Annotated in this window: 22 protein-coding genes; all 22 read left to right on the top strand. The window is 60.7% G+C overall.

Going from position 1 to position 24763, the window contains the following annotated elements:
• Positions 1–267: 267 nt before the first annotated feature.
• The 22 genes from GIW02_RS09155 to fliJ all read left to right on the top strand — a co-directional run bounded on the left by GIW02_RS09155 (position 268) and on the right by fliJ (position 24678).
• Complete coding sequence (locus tag GIW02_RS09155; protein WP_236412173.1) at positions 268–1008, top strand: flagellar basal body rod protein FlgF; 741 nt, start codon at positions 268–270, stop codon at positions 1006–1008.
• A 63-nt stretch (positions 1009–1071) separates the two neighbouring features.
• Positions 1072–1857 (top strand): flagellar basal-body rod protein FlgG, encoded by a 786-nt coding sequence (flgG, locus tag GIW02_RS09160; protein WP_094951600.1) that lies wholly within the window; start codon positions 1072–1074, stop codon positions 1855–1857.
• Between the two features lie 53 nt (positions 1858–1910).
• Positions 1911–2606: a flagellar basal body L-ring protein FlgH gene (flgH, locus tag GIW02_RS09165; RefSeq protein WP_236412174.1), complete on the top strand. Its 696-nt coding sequence runs from the start codon at positions 1911–1913 to the stop codon at positions 2604–2606.
• Positions 2607–2633: 27 nt separating this feature from the next.
• Complete coding sequence (locus GIW02_RS09170; RefSeq protein WP_163011924.1) at positions 2634–3722, top strand: flagellar basal body P-ring protein FlgI; 1089 nt, start codon at positions 2634–2636, stop codon at positions 3720–3722.
• A gap of 4 nt (positions 3723–3726) precedes the next feature.
• Entirely contained in the window at positions 3727–4998 is a 1272-nt protein-coding gene (flgJ, locus tag GIW02_RS09175) for a flagellar assembly peptidoglycan hydrolase FlgJ (RefSeq protein WP_236412175.1), read from the top strand.
• Positions 4999–5008: 10 nt separating this feature from the next.
• Positions 5009–7063 (top strand): flagellar hook-associated protein FlgK, encoded by a 2055-nt coding sequence (gene flgK / locus GIW02_RS09180; RefSeq protein ID WP_236421834.1) that lies wholly within the window; start codon positions 5009–5011, stop codon positions 7061–7063.
• A gap of 14 nt (positions 7064–7077) precedes the next feature.
• Complete coding sequence (locus GIW02_RS09185) at positions 7078–8715, top strand: flagellar hook-associated protein 3 (RefSeq protein WP_236421835.1); 1638 nt, start codon at positions 7078–7080, stop codon at positions 8713–8715.
• 277 nt (positions 8716–8992) lie between these two features.
• Positions 8993–9922, top strand: coding sequence for a ketoacyl-ACP synthase III (locus tag GIW02_RS09190; protein ID WP_236419851.1), 930 nt, complete (start codon positions 8993–8995; stop codon positions 9920–9922).
• 265 nt (positions 9923–10187) lie between these two features.
• Positions 10188–11690, top strand: a complete 1503-nt coding sequence (locus GIW02_RS09195; RefSeq protein WP_236421836.1) for a flagellin N-terminal helical domain-containing protein — start codon at positions 10188–10190, stop codon at positions 11688–11690.
• Between the two features lie 74 nt (positions 11691–11764).
• Complete coding sequence (locus GIW02_RS09200) at positions 11765–12115, top strand: flagellar protein FlaG (protein ID WP_236419489.1); 351 nt, start codon at positions 11765–11767, stop codon at positions 12113–12115.
• Between the two features lie 80 nt (positions 12116–12195).
• Entirely contained in the window at positions 12196–13599 is a 1404-nt protein-coding gene (fliD, locus tag GIW02_RS09205; protein WP_236419487.1) for a flagellar filament capping protein FliD, read from the top strand.
• 140 nt (positions 13600–13739) lie between these two features.
• Positions 13740–14144: a flagellar export chaperone FliS gene (gene fliS / locus GIW02_RS09210; protein ID WP_236419485.1), complete on the top strand. Its 405-nt coding sequence runs from the start codon at positions 13740–13742 to the stop codon at positions 14142–14144.
• Between the two features lie 41 nt (positions 14145–14185).
• Positions 14186–14482, top strand: a complete 297-nt coding sequence (fliT, locus tag GIW02_RS09215) for a flagellar protein FliT (protein ID WP_236419483.1) — start codon at positions 14186–14188, stop codon at positions 14480–14482.
• Between the two features lie 170 nt (positions 14483–14652).
• A complete protein-coding gene (locus GIW02_RS09220) occupies positions 14653–16128 on the top strand; it encodes a sigma-54-dependent transcriptional regulator (protein ID WP_236421837.1) in 1476 nt (491 codons plus the stop codon).
• A 110-nt stretch (positions 16129–16238) separates the two neighbouring features.
• The gene (locus tag GIW02_RS09225) at positions 16239–17450 is read left to right on the top strand and encodes a sensor histidine kinase (protein WP_456361600.1); all 1212 of its coding nucleotides are present in this window, start codon (positions 16239–16241) and stop codon (positions 17448–17450) included.
• A 7-nt stretch (positions 17451–17457) separates the two neighbouring features.
• Positions 17458–18834 (top strand): sigma-54-dependent transcriptional regulator, encoded by a 1377-nt coding sequence (locus tag GIW02_RS09230; protein ID WP_236418238.1) that lies wholly within the window; start codon positions 17458–17460, stop codon positions 18832–18834.
• Positions 18835–18965: 131 nt separating this feature from the next.
• Positions 18966–19295: a flagellar hook-basal body complex protein FliE gene (gene fliE, locus GIW02_RS09235; protein WP_015885194.1), complete on the top strand. Its 330-nt coding sequence runs from the start codon at positions 18966–18968 to the stop codon at positions 19293–19295.
• 16 nt (positions 19296–19311) lie between these two features.
• Entirely contained in the window at positions 19312–21090 is a 1779-nt protein-coding gene (gene fliF / locus GIW02_RS09240; RefSeq protein ID WP_236418239.1) for a flagellar basal-body MS-ring/collar protein FliF, read from the top strand.
• Complete coding sequence (fliG, locus tag GIW02_RS09245; RefSeq protein WP_010563975.1) at positions 21083–22102, top strand: flagellar motor switch protein FliG; 1020 nt, start codon at positions 21083–21085, stop codon at positions 22100–22102. Before fliF ends, fliG begins: the two co-directional genes overlap by 8 nt.
• A gap of 10 nt (positions 22103–22112) precedes the next feature.
• Positions 22113–22877, top strand: coding sequence for a flagellar assembly protein FliH (fliH, locus tag GIW02_RS09250; protein WP_236418240.1), 765 nt, complete (start codon positions 22113–22115; stop codon positions 22875–22877).
• Positions 22867–24225 (top strand): flagellar protein export ATPase FliI, encoded by a 1359-nt coding sequence (fliI, locus tag GIW02_RS09255; RefSeq protein WP_236418241.1) that lies wholly within the window; start codon positions 22867–22869, stop codon positions 24223–24225. Before fliH ends, fliI begins: the two co-directional genes overlap by 11 nt.
• Before the next feature lie 3 nt (positions 24226–24228).
• Positions 24229–24678, top strand: a complete 450-nt coding sequence (gene fliJ, locus GIW02_RS09260) for a flagellar export protein FliJ (protein ID WP_236418242.1) — start codon at positions 24229–24231, stop codon at positions 24676–24678.
• Positions 24679–24763 lie beyond the last annotated feature (85 nt).

Genomic DNA, 24763 nt, shown 5'->3' on the forward strand with positions numbered 1-24763 from the left:
CACATATCGACGTAAATCCGTCGTCCAGGCGGTTGGTTACGTGTAACCGCTGCCCTCGATGCTTCTCGCCTTCCTCCGTGTGCTTGCCGCTAGCGGCATAAGTCCGCCGTTTTTACGTCTTTGTCTAAGGCTGTAAAAACCCTTGCTTGCGGCGAACCCCTTGCCCTGCTTGGGTTTCATTGAAGTTTTAAAAGTTGGTTCGCAAATTGCTTAGGACTCATCAGTACAGCGGTGGGCGGCAAGCGTCCGTCAGAAAGAGGAAAGAGCGTGGACAAGTACCTTTATGTGGCAATGACCGGCGCCAGCCAGAATGCTCTGGCGCAGAAGGCCCATGCCAACAACCTGGCGAACATTTCCACCAATGGTTTCCAACGTGACCTGGAACAGGCGCGTTCGATGCCGGTGTTCGGTGACAGCTTTCCGGCGCGGGCGTTTGCCTTGACTGAGCGCCCGGCCACCGACTTCACGCCTGGCGCAATGATCGAAACCGGTCGCGACCTCGACGTGGCGGTAAGCGGCGACGGCTGGATGGCCGTGCAAACCCCGGACGGCGGCGAAGCCTACGTGCGCAGCGCCAGCATGAACGTCGATGCACTGGGCGTGCTGCGGGCCGGCAATGGCATGCCGATCATGGGCAACGGTGGCCCGATCGCCGTGCCGCCACAGCAGAAAATCGAAGTGGGCGCTGACGGCACTATCAGCATCCGCGCCATGGGCGAAGGCCCGCGGGTAATGGCTGAAGTGGACCGTATCAAACTGGTCCAGCCGGACCTCAAGAATATGAACAAGGGCCTGGACGGCACTATCAAGACCAAGGATGGCCAGCCGGCCCAGGCCGACGCGACCGTCACCCTGACCTCGGGCTTCCTGCAGGCCAGCAACGTCAATGCCGTGGAAGAAATGACCGCGGTGCTGGCGCTGGCCAAGCAGTTCGAGCTGCACATCAAGATGATGAACAGCGCCAAAGAAGACGACCAGGCCATGACCCGCGTCATGGCGATGAGCTGATTCAAGCCCACTCACTAATTTTGCAGCGCAGCGCCAACAAACAGGCGCACGAAGGAGAACAGCATGCTTCCGGCTCTATGGGTTGCCAAAACAGGTTTGTCCGCCCAGGACACCAACCTGACCACCATTTCCAACAACTTGGCCAACGTGTCGACCACGGGCTTCAAACGTGACCGTGCCGAGTTCCAGGACTTGCTGTATCAGATCAAGAAGCAGCCGGGCGCGCAGTCGACCCAGGACAGCGAACTGCCGTCGGGCCTGCAACTGGGTACCGGTGTGCAGATCGTCGGCACCCAGAAGAACTTCAGCGCCGGTAACCTGCAGCAAACCGGTCAGCCGCTGGACATGGCCATCAATGGCCGTGGTTTCTTCCAGATCCTGCAACCGGACGGAACCACTTCCTACACCCGTGACGGTACGTTCCACCTGGATTCCAACGGCCAGATCGTGACCGCCAACGGTTTCGCGTTGGAGCCGGCTGTGGTGGTTCCCGCAGATGCCAAGACTTTCACTGTCGGCAACGACGGCACCGTCTCCATCACCGTGGCTGGCAGCCCGGCGTCGCAAGTGATCGGCAACCTGCAAACCGCCGACTTCATCAACCCGGCCGGCCTGCAGGCCATGGGTAATAACCTGTTCCTGGAAACCGCCTCCAGCGGCGCGCCGCAAATCGGCACCCCTGGCCTGAACGGTTTCGGCACCACGCTGCAAAGCACCCTGGAAACCTCCAACGTCAGCACGGTTGAAGAGATGGTCAACATGATCACCACTCAGCGCGCCTACGAGATGAACTCCAAGGTGATCTCCACCGCCGACCAGATGCTTTCGTTCGTAACGCAGAATCTGTAATCAAGTCTTTGGGGCGCTCTTGAGGGCGCCTGCAGCACTGTGAGGTAAGGGTCATGAATCGCTATGTTTCCGTTCTGGCATTGAGTGGGATTGCCGTGCTCGCGGGCTGTGTCGCGCCCACGCCAAAACCCAATGACCCGTACTACGCGCCGGTGTTGCCACGCACGCCGCTGCCTGCGGCTGCCAACAATGGCTCGATCTACCAGGCCGGTTTCGAGCAGAACCTGTACAGCGACCGCAAGGCGTTCCGGGTCGGTGACATCATCACCATCACCCTGAACGAACGCACCCAGGCCAGCAAGAATGCCAACTCCCAGATCGACAAGACCACGGCGGCCAGCCTCGGCCTGACCTCGCTGTTTGGCGCAGTGCCGAACGTCAATAACCCACTGGGCGACGGTGACCTGACCTTGAACGCCGGCTACAACGGCACTCGCGGCACCAACGGTAAAAGTGCGGCGGCGCAGGGCAACAGCTTGAGCGGTTCGGTCACCGTGACCGTGGCCGATGTGCTGCCCAACGGCATCATCGCGGTGCGCGGTGAAAAGTGGATGACCCTCAACACCGGCGACGAGCTGGTACGCATTGCCGGCATGGTGCGTGCCGATGACATTTCCACCGACAACACCGTGTCGTCGACCCGCATTGCCGATGCGCGCATTACCTACTCGGGTACGGGTTCGTTTGCTGATGCCAGTCAGCCGGGCTGGTTCGACCGTTTCTTCCTTAGCCCGCTGTTCCCTTTCTAGGTGGCCACTTTGAAACTCAAACAGCTGATGGCAGCGGCGCTCTTGCTTTCCTTGAGCGCTGTCGCCCAGGCCGAGCGCCTCAAGGACATCGCCAGCATCTCTGGCGTGCGGTCCAACCAGTTGATCGGTTACGGCCTGGTGGTGGGGCTCAACGGTACGGGTGACCAGACCACCCAGACCCCGTTCACCCTGCAGACCTTCAACAACATGCTCTCGCAGTTCGGCATCAAGGTGCCGGCGGGGTCGGGCAACGTGCAGCTGAAAAACGTCGCGGCCGTGTCGATCAGTGCCGACTTGCCGGCGTTTTCCAAGCCGGGCCAGGTGGTGGACATCACCGTGTCGTCCATCGGTAACTCAAAAAGCCTGCGTGGCGGCACCTTGCTGATGACGCCCCTCAAGGGTATCGACGGCAATGTCTACGCCATCGCCCAGGGCAACCTGGTGGTCGGTGGTTTTGACGCCGAAGGTCGCGACGGTTCGAAGATCACCGTCAACGTGCCGTCGGCGGGTCGCATTCCCGGCGGCGCCACGGTTGAACGCACCGTGCCGAGTGGTTTCAACCAGGGCAACAGCCTGACCTTGAACCTCAACCGCTCCGACTTCACCACCGCCAAGCGCGTGGTCGACAAGATCAACGACATGCTCGGCCCTGGCGTGGCCCAGGCCATCGACGGCGGCTCGATCCGCGTGACGGCGCCATTGGACCCAAGCCAGCGCGTCGACTACCTGTCGATCCTGGAGAACCTTGAGGTCGACCCGGGCCAGGCGGTGGCCAAAGTCATCATCAACTCGCGTACCGGCACCATCGTGATCGGCCAGAACGTCAAGGTATCGCCAGCGGCGGTGACCCACGGCAGCCTGACCGTGACCATCACCGAAGACCCGATCGTCAGCCAGCCCGGGCCTCTGTCCAATGGCCAGACGGCCGTGGTGCCGCGCTCGCGGGTGAATGCCGAGCAGGAAGCCAAGCCGATGTTCAAATTCGGCCCCGGCACCACCCTGGATGAAATTGTCCGCGCGGTGAACCAGGTGGGCGCAGCCCCGGGCGACTTGATGGCGATCCTCGAAGCACTGAAACAGGCCGGCGCCTTGCAAGCCGACCTGATCGTGATCTGAGGCCATGGCCATGGATATGCGCAAGAGCGGGATCAGCAGCACGGCGGACTCGGGGTCCTACTCCGACCTGAACCGGCTTAACCAGCTCAAGGTCGGCGACGACAAGAACAGCGAAGGCAACCTGCGCAAAGTGGCACAGGAGTTTGAATCGCTGTTCTTGAACGAGATGCTCAAGTCGATGCGCTCGGCCACCGAGGCCCTGGGCAAGGACAACCCGCTGAACACCCCGGCGGCCAAGCAGTATCAGGAAATGTACGACCAGCAGCTGGCTGTTTCGATGTCCCGCGAAGGCGGCGGTATCGGCCTGGCCGATGTGCTGATGCGCCAGATGCAGAAGAACAAGCCGGTGGACGCCCAGGCGGCCACCTTGCAGGGCCCGGCGGCTGCCGAGCCGGTTAAAAAAGTCGATGTGCCTACGGAGATCGCCGCCGGCACCCAGGCCGAGGGCCCGCTGGGTCGTTCCAATGGCCAGCGTCCACTGTGGGCTTACCGCGTGGCAGAGCCCCAGGCTGGCGCCGCGGCGTCACACAGCAACGACATGGAGCTGATGAACCAGCGCCGAATCGCCTTGCCGAGCAAACTGACTGATCGCCTGCTGGCCGGCATCGTGCCGAGCACCGAGGCAACCACCGTCGCCCAGGCTGCGCCACTGCGTAACAGCGCGGCGGCCGACAATGTGGTCAACAGCAGCGCGCGCACGTTCGCCGTGCCCAGCGGGCGCATGCAGGTGTATGGCCGCGCCGTGGCCCAGCCACCGCTGGCACCGGCGAAGAAAGCCTTCAGCTCGCAGGATGAATTTGTCGCCACCATGTTGCCGATGGCCAAGGCGGCCGCCGCGCGTATTGGTGTCGATCCGAAATACCTGGTGGCCCAGGCCGCCCTGGAAACCGGTTGGGGTAAATCGGTGATGCGCGCCGAAGACGGCAGCAGCAGCCACAACCTGTTCGGCATCAAGGCCGGCCAAAGTTGGCAGGGCGGCCAGGCCCGTGCGATCACCAGCGAGTTCCGTGATGGGGCGATGGTCAAGGAAACGGCGCAGTTCCGTTCCTACGATTCCTACCAGGACAGCTTCCATGACCTCGTGACGTTGCTGCAAAGCAATGATCGCTATAAAGAAGTTGTGAAATCGGCCGACAACCCGGAACAGTTTGTACGCGAGTTGCAAAAAGCCGGTTACGCAACCGACCCGGACTACGCCAGCAAGATTTCGCAGATCGCAAAAACGATGAACAGTTACCAGAACTACGCTGCCGCTGGCGCAACCACACATTTATAAGGTCTGAACCATGAGTTTGCTCAGTATCGGGATGTCAGGGCTCAATGCCGCTCAAGGATCGTTGTCGGTCTTGAGTAATAACATCGCCAACGCCAATACCGCCGGCTATTCGCGTCAGCAGACTACCCAGAACTCGACTGCGTCGAACCCGTACGGCGGCGTGTTCATCGGCACCGGTACCACCCTGGCCGACGTGCGCCGGGTGTACAACGAGTACCTGGACACGGCCTACCAGAACAGCACCTCGCTCAATAGCGATGCGGCGGCGTACCTGGACCAGGTCAGTGCCGTCGACAAGACCCTGTCGGACAAGACCACCGGCATGTCGGCCGTGCTCAGTTCGTTCTTCGCCGCCGTGCAGACCGCCTCGGCCAACCCGAGCGATACCTCGGCTCGTCAGATCCTGCTGACTAACGCCCAGACCCTGAGCAACCGCTTCAACTCGATCGCCAATCAACTGGGCCAGCAGAAAGAAACCATCAACAGCCAGTTGACCTCCATGAGCGATCAGGTCAACCAGCTGACCTCATCGATTGCTTCCCTGAACAAGCAGATCAACCAGGTGCAGGGTTCGTCGAACACCACGCCGGCCAACTTGCTGGATGCGCGTGCCGAAGCCGTGCGCTCGCTCAATGAGCTGATCGGCGTGACCGCCAGCGAGAAAAACGGTGTGTTCAGCGTGAGCACCGGCAGCGGTCAATCGCTGGTGCTGGGCGATAAGTCCAATACCATTTCGGCAGTGCCGAGCAACAGCGACACCAGCCTCTACACCATCCAGCTCAACATGCCCGGCAACACCGCCGTGGACCTCGGCAACGTGATCAGCGGCGGTAGCATCGGCGGCCTGTTGCGTTATCGCAGCGATGTGCTGATGCCGGCGATCAGCGACCTGGGCCGTATCGCCATCGTCACCGCCGACGCAATCAACAGCCAGCTCGGCCAGGGCGTGGACCTGAACGGTGAGTTCGGGGCGTCGATGTTCAAGGACATCAACAGCGCTGCAGCGGTTGCCCTGCGCAGCATTTCGGCGCAAAACAACAAGGGCGACGCGAGCCTGGGTGTGACGATTGAGGACAGCAGCAAGCTGACCAACTTCGATTACAACGTGGCGTTCAACGACAGCACCAACCTCAACAAGGTCACCGTGCTGCGTTCCGACGGCAAAGCCATGGGCACCTACGACCTGAGCACTACGCCCCCTCCGGTCATCGACGGGTTCACCCTGGCCGTCAACAGCGGCGCAGCAGGGGTGAAGGCTGGCGACAGCTTCAAAGTCAGCCCGACTGCCAACGGCGCCAAGGAAATCGGCACCGTGCTCACCGATCCGAGCAAGATTGCCTTTGCCGCTCCGGTGCAGGGCGAGGCCGGCAAGACCAACCAGGGCACCGGCACGTTCACGCCGCCGACCCTGACGGTGCCTATCGATATCGAGGGTGGCGCTGACACCGCACAGCTGCGTATCGGCATCGCCAATTCGATGCCGGTGAAGATGGTATTCGGCGACACGGCGGCCGATGGCACCCAAAGTTATGCGCTCACCAATGCCAAGGGCGAATCCATCGGCAGCGGCACCATCGTGCCGGGGCAGGCCAACAAGATCACCATCAATGTGCCGATGCGTGGCGCGGATGGCGAACTGTTGAACCCGGCCAAGAGCTTCAGCTTCGACACCACCGTGGCGGGTTCGCCCACCAACGGTGACAGCACCTCGTTCTCGTTCAATGCCACCGGCAAGTCCGACAACCGTAATGCCCAAGCGCTGATCGACCTGCAGACCAAGGCAACGGTGGGGCAGGCGGCGGACGGCAGTGGCGGGCTCAGCCTGGTGGGGGCCAACAGTAAGTTGGTGTCCACCGTCGGCGCCAAGGCTGCGGCGGCCACCACGGATACGTCGGCCACCAACGCACTGTTGACGGCCAACAAGAACGCGCGCAACTCGGTGTCCCAGGTCAACCTGGACGAAGAGGCGGGCGACATGATCAAGTTCCAGCAGTACTACACCGCGTCGTCGCAGATCATCAAGGCTGCGCAAGAAACCTTCAGTACGCTGATCAATAGTCTTTAAGGGAGTCTGGGACGATGCGCATTTCTACTCAGCAGTATTTCGACACCAGTGCCAGCAAGTATCAGAACAACTATTCCAGCGTGGTGAAGGCGCAGCAGCAGGCGAGTTCCGGCGTGCGTGTGCAGACCGCCGCCGATGATCCCGTGGCTGCGCAACGCCTGCTGATGCTGCAACAGCAGAAAGACATGCTGGCCCAGTACAGCAGCAACATCACCAGCATTCAAAACACGCTGACCAACGAAGAAAGCGTGCTGGAAGCGATCAACACCACGATCCAGGCCGGCAGCCAATTGGCGCTGCGCGCCGGCGGCGTGACCAGTGATGCGGACCGCAAGTCGATTTCGGTCGAAGTTGGCGCGCTTGAAGAGCAACTGCTGGGCTTGCTCAACAGCAAGGATGCGGCGGGCAACTACCTGTTCTCCGGCTCCAAGACCGACACGCCGCCGTACTCGCGCAACAATGATGGCACCTACAGCTATCAGGGCGACGAGAACGAGCTGAGCCTGCAAGTCTCCGAGACGCTGAATGTGCGCACCAGCGACACCGGCAAGACCATCCTGGAAGGGGCGATCAATACCAGCCGCACCCAGTCCAATTACATCGCGCCGTTGACCGGCCCCGTGGCACCGGCGATTTCGCCGCCGCTGGTGGATGACCACAAGGTTGCGATCTCGGCAGGCCTGGTAACGGCCGGCACCGACTACACCAAACAGTTCGCCGACGGCCAGCCGTACAAGGTGACCTTTACCAGCAGCACCCAGTACACCGTGACCGACAAGGACAACAACGACATCACCTCGCAGCTCGCAGGTAATGGCACGTTCGACTCCACCAAGGAAGGCAGCGCCAGCATCAATGTGCGCGGGGTCAAGTTCGATATCACCGTAGACCTGACCGACACCGCCACCGGGCCGAATGCCGATGCGCTGGTCGCGGGGCGCGAGTTCAGCCTGGGCGTCAAGCCGGACGCGTTCAACGTGTCGCGTACCGCCAGCAATACCTCGGCGGCGCAACTGGTGAATGCCAAGGTCAGCAGCTCGGCCGACTATGCCAGCACCTTCCCGGGCAACAGCGGGATCCTGATCAAGTTCGACGACACCGACCCGACGCTCTTCAAGGTGTATGCCCAGCCCTACACCGCCAACAGCAAGCCGATTGTCGACAATGGCGTGGTTGTTCCCGGCACGCCACCGGCGCGGGACACCATCACGGCGGCGGGCGTTACCTTCGAACTGAGCGCTGCGCCGAACGCCGGCGACCAGTTCGCGGTCGGCAACACCACCCAGAAAACCCAGAACGCCCTCGACACCCTGGGCCAACTGCGCCAGGCCCTGGAGCAGCCGGCAGACGGTATCCCAGGGGCGCGGGTCAAGCTGCAGGACGCCTTGAACGCGGCGGTCAGCAACCTGACCAACTCCGCCAACCAGGTGGACAATGTGCGCGGTTCCATCGGTGCGCGACAGAACGCGCTCACCGTGCAATCCAGCGAGAACACCAGCGTCGGCCTGGCCAACACCTCCACCATGAGCGCGCTGGCCAACATCGACATGGGCGAGGCAGCCATCAACCTGACCTTGCAGCAAACCATGCTCGAAGCCTCGCAACTGGCGTTCGTGAAAGTCTCGCAGTTGAGCTTGTTCAACAAGATGTAAGCGGCGTGACCTCAAGCGGCCCACCCTGGAAACAGGGTGGGCCGTTGTCGTTTTGGCGGCTAAATTGTTGAAAGGTTTTGCACAAAGCGCACAAAATTGAGTGACCTGTGAGTCATAAAGCGCATCTTCACTGTATCGTATGAAAAGGATAAGTCGTCACAGGGTCCGTGCAGGGCGGCTTTCAGCGAGATTTTTTATGGGGTTATCCCCTTTATTGTCAGCACTCCGGGCGCAGTCCTCGGGGTGTTCTCCAGCTATTTAGTATTGGGAAGCCACAATGATTGGCATAAAAAGCATCGCCAGTTACGTGCCGGCAGACGGGATCGATAACTATACCCAGGGTGCCAAATTCGCCAAGGATGAAGAGTTCATCATTGGCAAGATCGGTTCGGCGTTCCTGCCGCGCAAGGAAGCCGCGCAGGAAACTTCCGATCTGTGTGTCGAGGCGGTCAACGCTTTGTTTGCCAATAACCCGGATTTGAAGCGCGAATCGATTGACGCGCTGATCGTCGTCACCCAGAACGGTGATGAAGAGGGTTTGCCCCACACAGCTGCCATCGTCCAGGACAAACTGGGGCTGCCGACCCACGTCGCCGCCTTTGATATCTCCCTGGGCTGCTCTGGCTACGTCTACGGCATCTACGCGATGAAGGGCTTCATGGAAGCCGCCGGCCTGAAAAACGGCCTGCTGATCACCGCCGACCCGTATTCGAAGATCGTCGACCCGGAAGACCGCAACACCACCATGCTGTTCGGCGATGCCGCTACCGCCACCTGGATGGGCGAAGACGCGCCATGGCTGCTCGGCAAGTCCAAGTTCGGCACCGACGGCTCGGGCGCACCGCACCTCAAGGTCAGCGATGGCGTGTTCTTCATGAACGGCCGCCAGGTTTTCAACTTTGCGCTGCTCAAAGTGCCCGCGCATTTGCACGAGCTGCTCAACGAGTCCGACCTGAAAGCCGATGAGATCGATGCGTTCTGCATCCACCAGGGCAGTGCGGCGATTGTCGACGCCGTGGCGCGCCGTTTTGAAGATGCGCCGGTGGACAAGTTCATCAAGGACATGGTCGAGACCGGCAATACCGTGTCGTCGAGCATTCCGTTGCTGCTGGAAAAGCACGTGATGGACGCCACCTGGAAGCGCGTGGCAATCAGCGGTTTTGGTGTGGGCCTGTCGTGGGGTTCGGCGATTCTCTATCGCCCGTGACACCTTGATAGGCTGCAAACGAAAACGCCGATGATCCTGAGATCATCGGCGTTTTTTATTTGGCGCCAAAAAATCCAATGTTTGTTGGGTTTTGTGCCTGCGTAAACCCTTGAATTACAAGGGGTGGCACCGCGCCAGCAAAAAAATCGAAAAAAATCCTCAAGCAACCGGCTACCACGACGATAACTATTACGTAGGTTCTCAGGCCACACCCGGCGGTTGCCAGGGCCGGAAGCCGCAGTATCCATCCAACGAGGATTTCGTCATGGCTTTAACAGTAAACACCAACATTGCTTCGATCACTACTCAGGGCAACCTGAACAAAGCTGGCGGCGCCCTGGCCACTTCCATGCAGCGCCTGTCTTCCGGCCTGCGTATCAACAGCGCTAAAGACGACGCTGCCGGCCTGCAGATCGCTAACCGCCTGACCAGCCAAATCAACGGCCTGGGTCAAGCAGTAAAAAACGTGAACGATGGTATCTCCATCGCTCAGACCGCTGAAGGCGCGATGCAGGCTTCGACCGACATCCTGCAAAAAATGCGTACCCTGGCTCTGTCCTCCGCTACTGGCTCCCTCAGCGCTGACGACCGTAAGTCGAACAACGACGAATACCAGGCTCTGACTGCTGAACTGACCCGTATCTCGCAAACCACTACTTTCGGTGGCCAGAAGCTGCTGGACGGTTCGTACGGTACCAAAGCTATTCAGGTTGGCGCTAACGCCAACGAAACCATCAACCTGAGCCTGGAAAACGTTGCTGCCAACAAAATTGGTTCGCAGCAAATCAAGAGCACCGGCGTTGCAATCTCGGCTACCGGCCTGGCTGCTGCTGACATGGTGGTTACCGGTAACGGTCAAACCAGCACCATCTCCTACGACCAAGGTGCTTCGGCCAAGGACATCGCTTCCAAGCTGAACGGCGCCATCGGTGGCCTGAGCGCGACTGCCAGCACTGAAGTCAAGTTCACTGTTGACGAAGTTATCACCAAGGGTATCGCTCCAACCGACCCTGCCGACCCAACCACCGGTACTGCAGGGATTCCAGCCAACTTCAAGTTGACTGTTGGTGATGGTAAGGAGGTTAGCTTCGTCGGTATCACTGATACCGCCAGCCTGGCTGACCAGTTGAAGTCCAACGCCGCCAAACTGGGCATCAGCGTAAACTACGACGAAGTCAAGAACACCCTGGAAGTCAAGTCCGATTCGGGTGAAAACCTGGTTCTGACCGGTGGTGCCGGTTCTGACTCGATCGCGGTCAACGTGAAAGATGGCAGCGGTAAATACACCTCGGCAGCCGGTGTTGAAACGCCAACTGACCTGGCTGACACCGTTGTTAGCGTGCTGACCGGTCAGGTTTCGCTGGATTCGGCCAAAGGCTACTCCCTGGCTGACGGCACTACTGGTACTGGTGTATCGGATCTGTTCGGTTCGCCGTCGAAATCTGCGGTCAAGACCAACATCTCCGACACCGACGTGACCGACGCTACTAACGCTCAAAACGCGCTGGCAGTAATCGACAAAGCCATCGGCACCATCGACGGCGTGCGTTCGGGCCTGGGTGCTACCCAGAACCGTCTGACTACCACTGCAGACAACCTGCAGAACATTCAGAAGAACTCCACCGCTGCACGTTCCACCGTTCAGGACGTCGACTTCGCTTCCGAAACCGCCGAACTGACCAAGCAACAAACCCTGCAATCGGCTTCCACCGCGATCCTGTCGCAGGCTAACCAGCTGCCATCCGCTGTACTGAAACTGCTTCAGTAATCCCAGCGCTCGGTAACTAACGGAAGGGCGCGTCTACGTGCCCTTCCGTTTTTTCGGTTTAGAGGAGATTGGACATGGACATGAGTGTAAAGCTGAGCCCGTCTTATCCGCCGGTTGCACCTCCAAGCGCACCTGCTCAGGTGGCAGCCGACAAACCCATCAACACCGTCCAGGAAACACCCGCTATCGGCAAGCAGCCAGAGCGCGCGGACCTGGAAAAAGCCGTCACCGATATGCGTGAGTTCGTTCAAGCGACTCAGCGCAGTCTCGATTTTTCGATTGATGATTCCACCCACCGTGTGGTGGTCAAGGTCATCAATACCGACAATGGCGAAGTGATTCGCCAGATTCCGTCGGAAACAGCATTGAAGCTGGCACAGAACCTTTCCAGCGCAAGCAACCTGTTGTTTGACGACAAGGTCTGAGCTGGCATGAAACTTGTTGCTGTCGTAGCTTGAGGCGTAATAAGTCAAGATAACGGCAGCCACCGAACAGGAGATAGATGATGGCGGGTTCAACGGTAAGTGGTATCGGTTCGAACATCGATACGCAAGCGATCGTGACATCCTTGGTTAACGCCGAAAAGGTGCCCAAGCAGACGCAGATCAACACCGCTTCCGCGAAAGCGACCACCACGCTGTCTTCGATCGGTAAGATTCAGGCGGCGCTGGATGCGTTTCGCGGTGCCCTGGATACCATGACCACCAGTTCCAGCTTCACCGGGTTGAGCGGTTCATCCTCGGATGAAAAAGTCGCCACCATGACGGCCAGCAATACGGCCTCCAACGGCAGCTTTCGATTAATTGTCAGTCAGCTCGCTCAGGCCTCGAAGTTGTCGTCCAAGAACTTCCCGAGTGGCACGTCGACGGTGGTCAATGCCACTGACAAACCGACGACACTGACTATTACCCAGTCCGGCAAGGCCTACGACGTCAGCATTCCCAAGGGTGCGACCCTGCAGCAGGTGCGGGACTCGATCAACACTCAGTTCGGCACCTCTGGCTTGAGTGCGAACATCCAGACCGACTCCAACGGCTCGCGGTTGATCCTGACCTCGACCACCATGGGTACCGGTTCGGATCTGAAGCTGTCGGGTAATTCCGGGCTGGATATCGGCTCCACGGTGGTTGATGAGCCCAAGGATGCGTTGTACAGCATCGATGGCGTTGCTTCGGTTTCCAAAACCAACAGCATTGAAGGCGCCTTGAGCGGCGTGAATATCAAGTTGGTATCGGTATCGGCTTTCAAGGTGGCAGCCAACAACGAGCCGGATGATGAAAGAAACGCCACACTGATTACCGTCAGCACCAACAACACGGCGCTCAAATCCGGCGTAAAGGGGTTTCTGGATACTTACAACGCCTTGATCACCGCGATGAACGCCGAAACCAAGGTCACCACGAACCTGGACGGTAGCACCACGGCGGCAGCCCTGACCGGCGACTCCACCATGCGCACGCTGCAGGCTGCGATCCGTAATGAGTTCAACGCGTTGTCCGGTACCGGTACGTTCAAGTCATTGGCGCAATTCGGTGTGGTCACCAACTCGAGCTCGGGTCTGCTGACAATCGACGACAAAAAGTGGGACGCGGCGGTGAAAACCAACGCAGCTGACATCAACAGCATGTTCAGTGGCACGAATGGCATGCTCGCGCGCATGAAAAGCGCCACCGATGACTACGCAAAGTCCACCACCGGCATCCTCGCGACACGCTCCACGTCGTTGTCGGACACCCTCAAGGATCTGACCAAGCAGCAGTCCACGCTCGACGAGCGCATGACCCTGCTCACCAGCAGCCTCTCCGCCAAATACAACGCCATGGACACCCTGGTCGCCCAACTGCGCCAGCAGAGCACCAGCGTGATGACCACGCTTAACGCTTTGAACAACCCCAAGAGCGATAGCTGATTCGAGCTGACGCAAAAAGGCCAGGCAAACTGCCTGGCCTTTTTTTATCCAAGGACGACTGGCGCTAAAGCTTTTTGCGAACCCGTCGACATATTGGTTACTAGAATCCTTTTCGCTGTCGCCTGTCACGAGGTAGAAACATGAATCCCATGAGAGCCCTTCGCCAATACCAGAAGGTCAATTCCCATGCTCAGATCTCCGAAGCCAGCCCACATCGCCTGGTGCAGATGCTGATGGAAGGCGGTTTGGACCGTATGGCCCAGGCCAAGGGCGCGCTGGCGCGTGGCGACATCGCCGGCAAGGGCCTGATGCTCGGCAAGGCCATCGATATCGTGATCGGCCTGCGTGACGGCCTGGATGCTGAAAAGAGCGATAACCCGGCTTACGTCCAGCAGTTGGAAAGTCTGTATGCCTACATGACCAACCGTCTGATGGAAGCCAATCTGCACAACGATGCCGACATGATCGACGAAGTCGCCCGTTTGCTGATTACCGTAAAAGAAGGCTGGGACGCTATCGCCGCGCCACAGGCTGTCACCGAGTAAGGCGCAGCAGAGAAGGGCCTGAGGGCCTTGAGGAAGATGTCATGAGCCAAGCACTGCAACGCATTGATGAAACCCGTGAGGCGCTGATGGGCGCGCTGGCGGACCGTAACTGGGACGCCATCGGCGAGCTTGACCTGGGCTGCCGCGAGGTGATCGAGCAGGTGCTCAGTGAAGTGCCGGTGGACGAGGATGCGTTGCGTGAGAAGCTGCAGAGCTTGTTGGCGGTGTATCAGCAATTGCTTGAGGTGACGACGGGCGAGCGCCAGGCGATTTTTGAAGAGATGTCGCAGATCAACCAAGCGAAAAATGCGTCAAAGGTTTACCATCTGTTCGGCTGAATGGGCTCAGTTAATCCGAACGGCGCGTCATATATTTGACTGTGCCAGCATTTTTGACTTAACTAGTGCTGTTTTCAGATTTCAGACGTCTAGTAAGGTATGAAGTCTTACAGGCGTCTCGATTGCCCTCACTCTGGGGCAGAGCGATTGACTAGGGAAGTTGCTATTGCATGTGGCGTGAAACCAAAATTCTGCTGATTGATGACGATAGCGTCCGCCGCCGCGATTTAGCGGTGATTTTGAATTTTCTTGGCGAAGAAAATTTGCCCTGCGGCAGCCATGACTGGCAGCAGGCGGTCAACTCATTGTCATCGAGCCGTGAAGTCATTTGTGTGCTGATCGGGACGGTAAACGCTCCTGGCGCTGTTTTGGGCTTGTTAAAGACACTGTCTACCTGGGATGAGTTCCTTCCAGTGTTGCTAATGGGCGATATTTCTTCCGTGGACCTGCCGGAAGACCAGCGCCGCCGCGTGCTTTCGACCCTGGAAATGCCCCCCAGCTACAGCAAATTGCTCGATTCCCTGCACCGTGCCCAGGTCTACCGCGAGATGTACGACCAGGCCCGCGAGCGCGGTCGCCACCGTGAACCCAACCTGTTCCGCAGCCTCGTCGGCACCAGCCGTGCGATCCAGCACGTGCGCCAGATGATGCAGCAGGTCGCCGACACCGACGCCAGCGTGCTGATCCTCGGCGAGTCCGGCACCGGCAAGGAAGTGGTTGCGCGCAACCTGCATTACCATTCCAAGCGTCGCGACGGACCCTTTGTACCAGTCAACTGCGGGGCGATCCCGGCAGAACTGCTTGAAAGTGAATTGTTCGGCCATGAGAAGGGCGCCTTTACCGGGGCGATCACCAGCCGTGCCGGGCGTTTTGAGCTGGCCAACGGCGGCACGCTGTTCCTCGACGAAATCGGCGACATGCCGCTGCCGATGCAGGTCAAACTACTGCGCGTGTTGCAGGAGCGCACCTTCGAGCGCGTGGGCAGCAACAAGACCCAGAGCGTCGATGTGCGCATCATCGCGGCCACCCACAAGAACCTCGAAAGCATGATCGAGGTCGGCAGCTTCCGCGAAGACCTGTATTACCGCCTCAACGTATTCCCGATCGAGATGGCTCCGCTGCGTGAACGCGTTGAAGACATCCCGTTGCTGATGAACGAACTGATCTCGCGCATGGAACACGAAAAGCGCGGCTCCATTCGCTTCAACTCCGCCGCCATCATGTCCCTGTGCCGCCACGGCTGGCCGGGCAACGTCCGCGAACTGGCAAACCTCGTGGAGCGCATGGCGATCATGCACCCCTACGGTGTGATCGGCGTGGTCGAGCTGCCGAAGAAATTCCGCTACGTCGACGATGAAGACGAGCAGATGGTGGACAGCCTGCGCAGCGACATGGAAGAGCGGGTCGCCATCAACGGCCATACCCCGGACTTTGGCTCAACCGCCATGCTGCCGCCCGAAGGCCTGGACCTGAAAGACTACCTCGGCAACCTCGAACAGGGCTTGATTCAACAGGCTTTGGACGACGCCAACGGCATCGTCGCACGTGCCGCCGAGCGCCTGCGTATCCGTCGAACCACCCTGGTGGAGAAGATGCGCAAGTACGGTATGAGCCGCAAAGAAGGTGATGAACAGGCAGATGATTGACGCCTGTTTTTCAAGCCGCTGATTTATCAGCGGTTTTTTTTCGGCACAAGTATTGCTACAGCCCTCGCAACGTTCCGTTTAACTGACGGTCAGCCAAGCGAGAGAGCATGATGCCCCACGCCGCCCAGCAATCTTCCAGCCCTGCTATCCCTGGGCTCCTTCCGTCCGTAGAGCAGCAAAGCCGTCAGGGTCTTGAACAGGCGTTTTCGCTGTTCAACCAGATGTCGAGCCAACTGACCGATTCCTACAGTCTGCTGGAGGCTCGGGTTTCCGAGCTTAAAGGCGAGCTGGCGGTGGTCAGTGCGCAGCGCATGGCAGAGTTGGCCGAGAAAGAGCGCTTGGCCAACCGCCTGCAAAACCTGCTGTCGCTGCTGCCCGGCGGCGTAATCGTCATCGACGAAGAAGGCCGCGTGCGCGAAGCCAACCCCGCCGCCTGCGACATGCTCGGCCTGCCGCTGGAAGGCGAGCTGTGGCGCCACGTCATCACCCGCTGCTTTGCGCCGCGTGAAGACGACGGCCACGAAATTTCCCTGAAAGACGGCCGTCGGTTGTCCATCGCCACCCGTTCGCTGGACGCGGAGCCGGGTCAATTGGTGCTGCTCAACGACCTGACTGAAACCCGTCACCTGCAAGACCAGTTGGCGCGCCATGAGCGTTTGTCGTCGTTAGGGCGGATGGTCGCTTCTTTGGCGCATCAGATCCGCACGCCGCTGTCGGCCGCATTGATCTACGCCAGTCATTTGACTGACGAGCAATTGCCCGCCGCCACCCACCAGCGTTTTGCCGGGCGGCTCAAAGAGCGGCTGCACGAGTTGGAGCATCAGGTGCGCGACATGCTGGTGTTTGCCCGTGGCGAGTTGCCGCTGACCGACCGCATCACCCCGGCGGCGCTGATGCAAGCCCTGCAAAGCGCCGCCGCGACCCATGTTCAAGACGTGCAGGTACGCTGGCAGTGCGACAGTCACTTGGGCGAGCTGCTGTGCAACCGCGACACCCTGGTGGGCGCGCTGCTCAACCTGATCGAAAACGCCACCCAGGCCAGCGGCCCCGGCGCGCGGCTCAAGGTGCACTTGTATCACCGTGAGCAAACCCTGCGCCTGTGCATCAGCGACAGCGGCAGCGGGATCGAGCCCGCCGTGCTGCAACGCCTGGGCGAGCCGTTTTTTACCACCAAGACCAACGGCACCGGCCTCGGCCTGACCGTGGTCAAGGCCGTGGCACGCGCCCATCAGGGAGAATTGCAGCTGCATTCCCGATTGGGGCGTGGCACCTGTGCATTGATGACCTTGCCGCTGTTTTCATGCGCGGCAAGCGCGGAGTAAAAAAGTAATGGCTATCAAGGTTCTGTTGGTGGAAGACGATCGCGCCCTGCGTGAAGCATTGGCTGACACGCTGCTGTTGGCGGGCCATGACTACCGGGCGGTCGGTTCTGCCGAGGACGCCTTGGAGGCGGTGGAGCAGGAGGCCTTCAGCCTGGTGGTCAGCGACGTGAACATGCCCGGCATGGACGGCCACCAGTTGCTCGGCCTGCTGCGCGCGCGCCAGCCGCAACTGCCGGTATTGCTGATGACCGCCCATGGCGCCGTGGAGCGTGCCGTCGATGCCATGCGCCAGGGCGCAGCGGATTACCTGGTCAAGCCGTTCGAGCCCAAAGCGCTGATGGAACTGGTGGCGCGCCATGCCCTGGGCGTGGTCCCGGCCAGTGAAGGCGAGGGCCCGATTGCCTTCGAGCCGGCCAGCGCGCAGTTGCTGGAGTTGGCGGCCCGTGTGGCGCGCAGTGATTCCACCGTGCTGATTTCCGGCGAGTCCGGCACCGGTAAAGAGGTGCTGGCGCGCTATATCCACCAGCAATCGACCCGCGCCGAACAGCCGTTCATCGCGATTAACTGCGCGGCGATCCCCGACAACATGCTCGAGGCCACGCTGTTCGGCCACGAAAAAGGCTCGTTCACCGGCGCCATTGCGGCCCAGGCGGGCAAGTTCGAACAGGCAGACGGCGGCACTATCCTGCTGGATGAAATCTCGGAAATGCCCCTGGGCCTGCAAGCCAAGTTGCTGCGGGTGCTGCAGGAGCGCGAAGTGGAGCGCGTCGGCGCACGCAAGCCGATCCAGCTGGATATCCGCGTGGTCGCCACCACCAACCGCGACCTTGCCGGCGAAGTGGCGGCGGGGCGCTTTCGTGAAGATTTGTTCTACCGGCTGTCGGTGTTCCCGCTGGCCTGGCGCCCATTGCGCGAGCGCCCGGCGGATATCATCCCGCTGGCCGAGCGCTTGCTGAACAACCACGTCAAAAAAATGAAGCACGCCCAGGCGCGGCTGTCTGCCGAGGCCCAGGCGTGCCTGATCGCCTACCCATGGCCGGGCAACGTGCGCGAATTGGACAACGCGATCCAGCGCGCGCTGATTTTGCAGCAAGGCGGGCTGATCCAGCCCCAGGATTTCTGCCTGGCCATGGGTAGCGGCGTCGCGCCACTCCCGACCCTGGCGCCCGCGCCCGTGGTGGCTGAAGCCGAATCTGCCGGTGCTCTGGGCGACGACCTGCGCCGCCGCGAATTCCAGATGATCATCGACACCCTGCGTGCCGAACGCGGCCGCCGCAAAGAGGCCGCCGAACGCCTGGGCATCAGCCCGCGCACCCTGCGCTACAAGCTGGCGCAAATGCGCGATGCCGGGATGGATGTGGAAGCGTATCTGTTCGCCACATAACCGGTAACAAGGTTGACAAGGTTTGTCGCCTTTTCTTACGAGTTGATACAGAGCTGGCACCCTTGTTGCTACCTCCCTAGTAATTGCGGCGTAGCGTCAAAAAACATGCGGGTTGTCGGAGAGAGAAGTTCATGAGCCAGGGTATTGAGTTCAATCGGTTGATGTTGGATATGCGCTCCATGCAAATGGATGCCATGGCTCAACCGAAATCCGTCGCGCCAGCGCCGGAATTGGGCCAAAGCAGCTTCGCCGACATGCTCGGTCAGGCAATCAACAAAGTCAGTGACACCCAGCAAGCCTCCAGCCAGTTGGCCAATGCCTTCGAGATCGGCAAAAGCGGCGTGGACCTCACCGATGTGATGGTCGCCTCGCAAAAGGCCTCCGTCTCGTTCCAGGCGCTGACCCAGGTGCGTAACAAGCTGGTTCAAGCCTATCAAGACATCATGCAGATGCCGGTTTAAGGACGAGATTTAAGTCATGGCAGAAGCAGTCGTGGACAACGTACCCGCCAAGGCAGACGGCAAGCCGCCGCTGTTTGGCCTGTCGTTCCTGGAAAACCTCTCGGAAATGACCATGCTGCGTCAGGTGGGCCTGATGGTCGGCCTGGCGGCGAGCGTGGCGATTGGTTTTGCCGTGGTGCTGTGGTCGCAGCAACCTGATTACCGCCCGCTGTACGGCAGCCTGGCCGGTATGGATTCCAAGCAGATCATGGAAACCCTGGCCGCCGCCGATATCGCCTACACCGTAGAGCCGAACTCCGGCGCCTTGCTGGTCAAGGCCGATGACGTGGCCCGTGCGCGCATGAAGCTCGCGGCGGCTGGCGTGACGCCGTCCGACAGCAACATCGGGTTTGAAATCCTCGACAAGGACCAGGGCCTGGGTACCAGCCAGTTCATGGAAGCCACCCGCTACCGTCGTGGCCTCGAAGGCGAACTGGCGCGGACCATCTCCAGCCTGAACAACGTCAAGGGTGCCCGCGTGCACCTGGCCATTCCGAAAAGCTCGGTGTTTGTGCGCGACGAGCGCAAGCCAAGTGCCTCGGTACTGGTCGAGCTGTTCTCCGGCCGCTCCCTGGAGCCTGGCCAGGTGTTGGCGATCGTCAACCTGGTGGCCACCAGCGTGCCTGAGCTGAGCAAATCGCAAATCACCGTGGTGGACCAGAAGGGCAACCTGCTGTCCGACATGGCCGAAAACTCCGCGCTGACCCAGGCTGGCAAGCAGTTCGACTACAGCCGTCGCATGGAAAGCATGCTCACCCAGCGTGTGCACAACATCCTGCAACCGGTACTGGGCAACGACCGCTACAAGGCTGAAGTGTCCGCCGATGTGGACTTCAGCGCCGTCGAGTCGACCTCCGAGCAGTTCAACCCCGACCAGCCGGCCCTGCGCAGCGAGCAGTCCACCAGCGAACAACGCACCGCCAGCAATGGCCCGCAAGGTGTACCGGGTGCCCTGAGCAACCAGCCACCGGCCCCGGCGTCGGCGCCGCAAACCACGGGTGGCGCTGCCGCGACCGCAGGTGCGATCGCCGCTGGCCAGCCATTATTGGACGCCAACGGTCAGCAGATCATGGACCCGGCCACCGGCCAGCCGATGCTCGCACCGTACCCGGCGGACAAGCGTAACCAGTCCACCAAGAACTTCGAACTCGACCGTTCCATCAGCCACACCAAGCAGCAACAGGGCCGCGTCAATCGCCTGTCGGTGTCGGTGGTGGTCGATGACCAGGTCAAGGTCAACGCGGCTGACGGCGCAGTTACCCGTGCGCCATGGAGCGCCGACGAATTGGCGCGCTTCACCCGCCTGGTGCAGGACGCCGTCGGTTTCGACGCCAGCCGTGGCGACAGCGTCAGCGTGATCAACATGCCGTTCTCCGCCGAACGTGGCGAAGTGATCGCCGAAGCGGCGTTCTACACGCAGCCGTGGTTCTGGGACATCGTCAAGCAAGTGCTGGGTGTGTTGTTCATCCTGGTGCTGGTGTTCGGCGTGCTGCGCCCGGTGCTCAACAACATTACCGGCAACGGCAAGAAACAACTCGCGGCCTTTGGTGGCAGCGACGTCGAGTTGGGTGGCATGGGCGGCCTGGATGGCGAACTGGCCAACGACCGCGTCAGCCTCGGCGGCCCGCAAAGCATCCTGTTGCCAAGCCCGAGCGAAGGTTACGACGCTCAGTTGAACGCAATCAAAAGTCTGGTGGCAGAAGACCCGGGCCGTGTGGCCCAGGTCGTGAAAGAGTGGATCAACGCAGATGAGTGATAATCGAGCCGCTGTTGCCAAGCTCACCAAGGTCGATAAAGCCGCAGTCTTGCTGCTGTCCCTCGGTGAAACCGACGCCGCCCAAGTGCTGCGCCACATGGGCCCCAAAGAGGTCCAGCGCGTGGGCGTGGCCATGGCGCAGATGCGCAATGTGCACCGTGAGCAGGTCGAGCAGGTGATGAGCGAGTTCGTCGAGATCGTCGGCGACCAGACCAGCCTGGGCGTCGGCTCCGACAGCTACATCCGCAAGATGCTCACCTCGGCCCTGGGCGAAGACAAGGCCAACGGCCTGATCGACCGCATCCTGCTGGGTGGCAACACCAGCGGCCTCGACAGCCTCAAGTGGATGGAGCCGCGCGCCGTGGCCGACGTGATCCGCTACGAGCACCCGCAGATCCAGGCGATCGTGGTGGCCTACCTCGACCCCGACCAGGCCGGTGAAGTGCTCGGCCACTTCGACCATAAAGTGCGCCTGGACATCATCCTGCGCGTGTCGTCGCTGAACACCGTGCAGCCGGCGGCGCTCAAGGAACTCAACACGATCCTGGAGAAGCAGTTCTCCGGCAACTCGAATGCCTCGCGCACCACCCTGGGTGGCATCAAGCGCGCGGCCGACATCATGAACTTCCTCGACAGCTCGGTCGAAGGCCAGTTGATGGACTCGATCCGCGAGATCGACGACACCCTGTCCGGCCAGATCGAAGACCTCATGTTCGTGTTCAACAACCTCTCCGATGTCGACGACCGCGGCATCCAGGCGTTGCTGCGCGAAGTGTCCTCCGACGTGCTGGTACTGGCACTCAAGGGCTCGGACGAAGGCGTCAAGGAAAAGATCTTCAAGAACATGTCCAAGCGTGCGTCCGAACTGTTGCGCGACGACCTGGAGGCCAAGGGCCCGGTGCGCGTCAGCGACGTGGAAACCGCACAGAAAGAGATTCTCACCATTGCCCGCCGTATGGCCGAAGCCGGAGAAATCGTTCTCGGCGGGAAGGGCGGCGAAGAAATGATTTAAGGCGCCATTCATGTCGAACAAAGATGAGGCACCCAGCGATCTGATTCGCGCACGGGATGTCGGCGGGTTCGACATCTGGTCGTTGCCCAGCTTCGATCCGCATGTGCCGGAACCTGAGCCCGAGCCGGTAGAAGAGTTGCCGGCGGAAATGGAAGAAGTGCCGCTGGACGAAGTCCAGCCACTGACCCTGGAAGAGTTGGAAAGCATCCGCCAGGAGGCTTACAACGAAGGCTTCGCCGCCGGTGAAAAAGACGGTTTTCGCAGCACCACCCTCAAGGTGCGCCAGGAAGCCGAGGAAGCGCTGAGCGTCAAGCTGACCAGCCTCGAGCGTTTAATGGCGACGCTGTTCGAGCCTATCGCCGAGCAGGATTCGCAGATCGAAAAAGCCATGGTCGGCCTGGTCGAGCACATTGCCCGCCAAGTCATCCAGCGCGAACTGGTGCTGGACTCCAGCCATATCGAAAGCGTGATGCGCGAAGCCCTCAAGCTGCTGCCCCTGGGCGTCGGCAATGTGCGGCTGTACATCAACCCGCAGGATTTCGAACAGGTCAAAGCCCTGCGCGAGCGCCATGAAGAAACCTGGCGCATCGTCGAAGACGCCGCGTTGCTGCCTGGCGGTTGCCGCGTCGAAACCGAGCACAGCCGCATCGATGCCACGGTGGAAACCCGCATCAGCCAGATCATGGCCAAGCTGCTTGATCAGGTCCACGAGCAGGTCCTGAACCCTGCCGAGCCTGACCTGAGCGTCGACCTGGACGCCGCCGATGCGCCTTGACCGCACCAGCTTCGCCAAGCGCCTGAGCAGCTACGTCGAGGCCACTGAGTTGCCCGGCCAGCCGATTCTCGAAGGGCGCCTGCTGCGCATGGTCGGCCTGACCCTCGAAGCCGAAGGCCTGCGCGCCGCCATGGGCAGCCGCTGCATGGTGATCAACGACGACAGCTACCACCCGGTGCAGGTCGAAGCCGAGGTGATGGGCTTTTCCGGCAACAAGATTTTCCTGATGCCCGTGGGCAGCCTGGCCGGCATCGCGCCTGGCGCCCGCGTGGTGCCGCTGGCCGATACCGGCCGGCTGCCCATGGGCATGAGCATGCTCGGCCGCGTGCTCGACGGCGCCGGTCGCGCGCTGGACGGCAAGGGCGGTATGAAGGCCGAAGACTGGGTGCCGATGGACGGCCCCACCATCAACCCGCTCAACCGTAACCCGATCAGCGTGCCGCTGGACGTGGGCATTCGCAGCATCAACGGATTATTGACGGTCGGCCGTGGCCAGCGTCTGGGCCTTTTCGCCGGTACCGGCGTGGGTAAGTCGGTGTTGCTGGGCATGATGACCCGCTTTACCGAAGCCGACATCATTGTGGTGGGGCTGATCGGTGAGCGGGGTCGTGAAGTTAAAGAGTTCATCGAGCACAGCCTCGGTGAAGAAGGCCTCAAGCGTTCGGTCGTCGTCGCGTCGCCGGCGGATGACGCGCCCCTGATGCGTTTGCGCGCCGCCATGTACTGCACGCGCATCGCTGAATATTTTCGCGACAAGGGCAAGAATGTCCTGTTGCTGATGGATTCGCTCACGCGGTTTGCCCAGGCCCAGCGGGAAATCGCCCTGGCCATTGGCGAGCCGCCGGCCACCAAGGGCTATCCGCCGTCGGTGTTCGCCAAGCTGCCCAAGCTGGTGGAGCGCGCCGGTAACGCCGAAGCTGGCGGGGGCTCGATCACCGCGTTCTATACCGTATTGTCCGAAGGCGATGACCAGCAGGACCCGATTGCCGACTCGGCGCGGGGCGTGCTCGACGGCCATATCGTGCTGTCCCGGCGCTTGGCCGAAGAGGGGCACTACCCGGCCATCGACATCGAAGCGTCCATCAGCCGGGTAATGCCCTCGGTGGTCACGCCGACGCACATGGCCCGTGCGCAACAGTTCAAGCAGTTGTGGTCGCGTTATCAACAGAGCCGCGATTTGATCAGTGTCGGCGCCTATGTCGCGGGCGGTGATCGCGAAACCGACCTGGCCATCGCCCTGCAACCGCAGTTGGTGACGTACCTGCGCCAAGGCCTCAACGACAAGATCAGCATGGGTGAAAGCGAAGCCCACCTGGGCTCGATCTTCGCCCCGGCGCCAGGCGGTTAAGCCATGGCCAGCACCCGCTCTTCACGTCTGGCTCCGGTGGTGGACATGGCCGAAAAGGCCGAGAAAACCGCCGTGCAGCGTCTCGGTTATTTCCAGGGCCAAGTGCGTTTGGCGGAAAGCAAGCTGGGCGACCTGGAGCGCTTTCGCGGCGAGTACCAGCAACAGTGGATCGAGCGCGGCACCCAAGGTGTTTCGGGCCAGTGGTTGATGGGCTACCAGGGCTTTCTCAACCAGCTGGAAACCGCCGTCGGCCAGCAGCGCCAAAGCCTGGCCTGGCACCAGAACAACCTCGACAAGGCCCGCGAGAGCTGGCAGCAAGCCTTCGCCCGCGTCGAAGGCCTGCGCAAACTGGTGCAGCGCTATATCGACGAAGCCCGGGCGATTGAAGACAAGCGCGAGCAAAAGCTGCTCGACGAATTGTCTCAACGTCTTCCCCGGCAATCGCAGTACTAAATGTGGGAGCGGGCTTGCTCGCGAATGCGGTGTGTCAGCTACAAGTTCGTTAACTGACACTTTGCATTCGCGAGCAAGCCCCCTC

Origin of the sequence: Pseudomonas syringae (assembly GCF_021606685.1) — a bacterium.
Taxonomy (GTDB): Bacteria; Pseudomonadota; Gammaproteobacteria; order Pseudomonadales; family Pseudomonadaceae; genus Aquipseudomonas; species Aquipseudomonas syringae_R.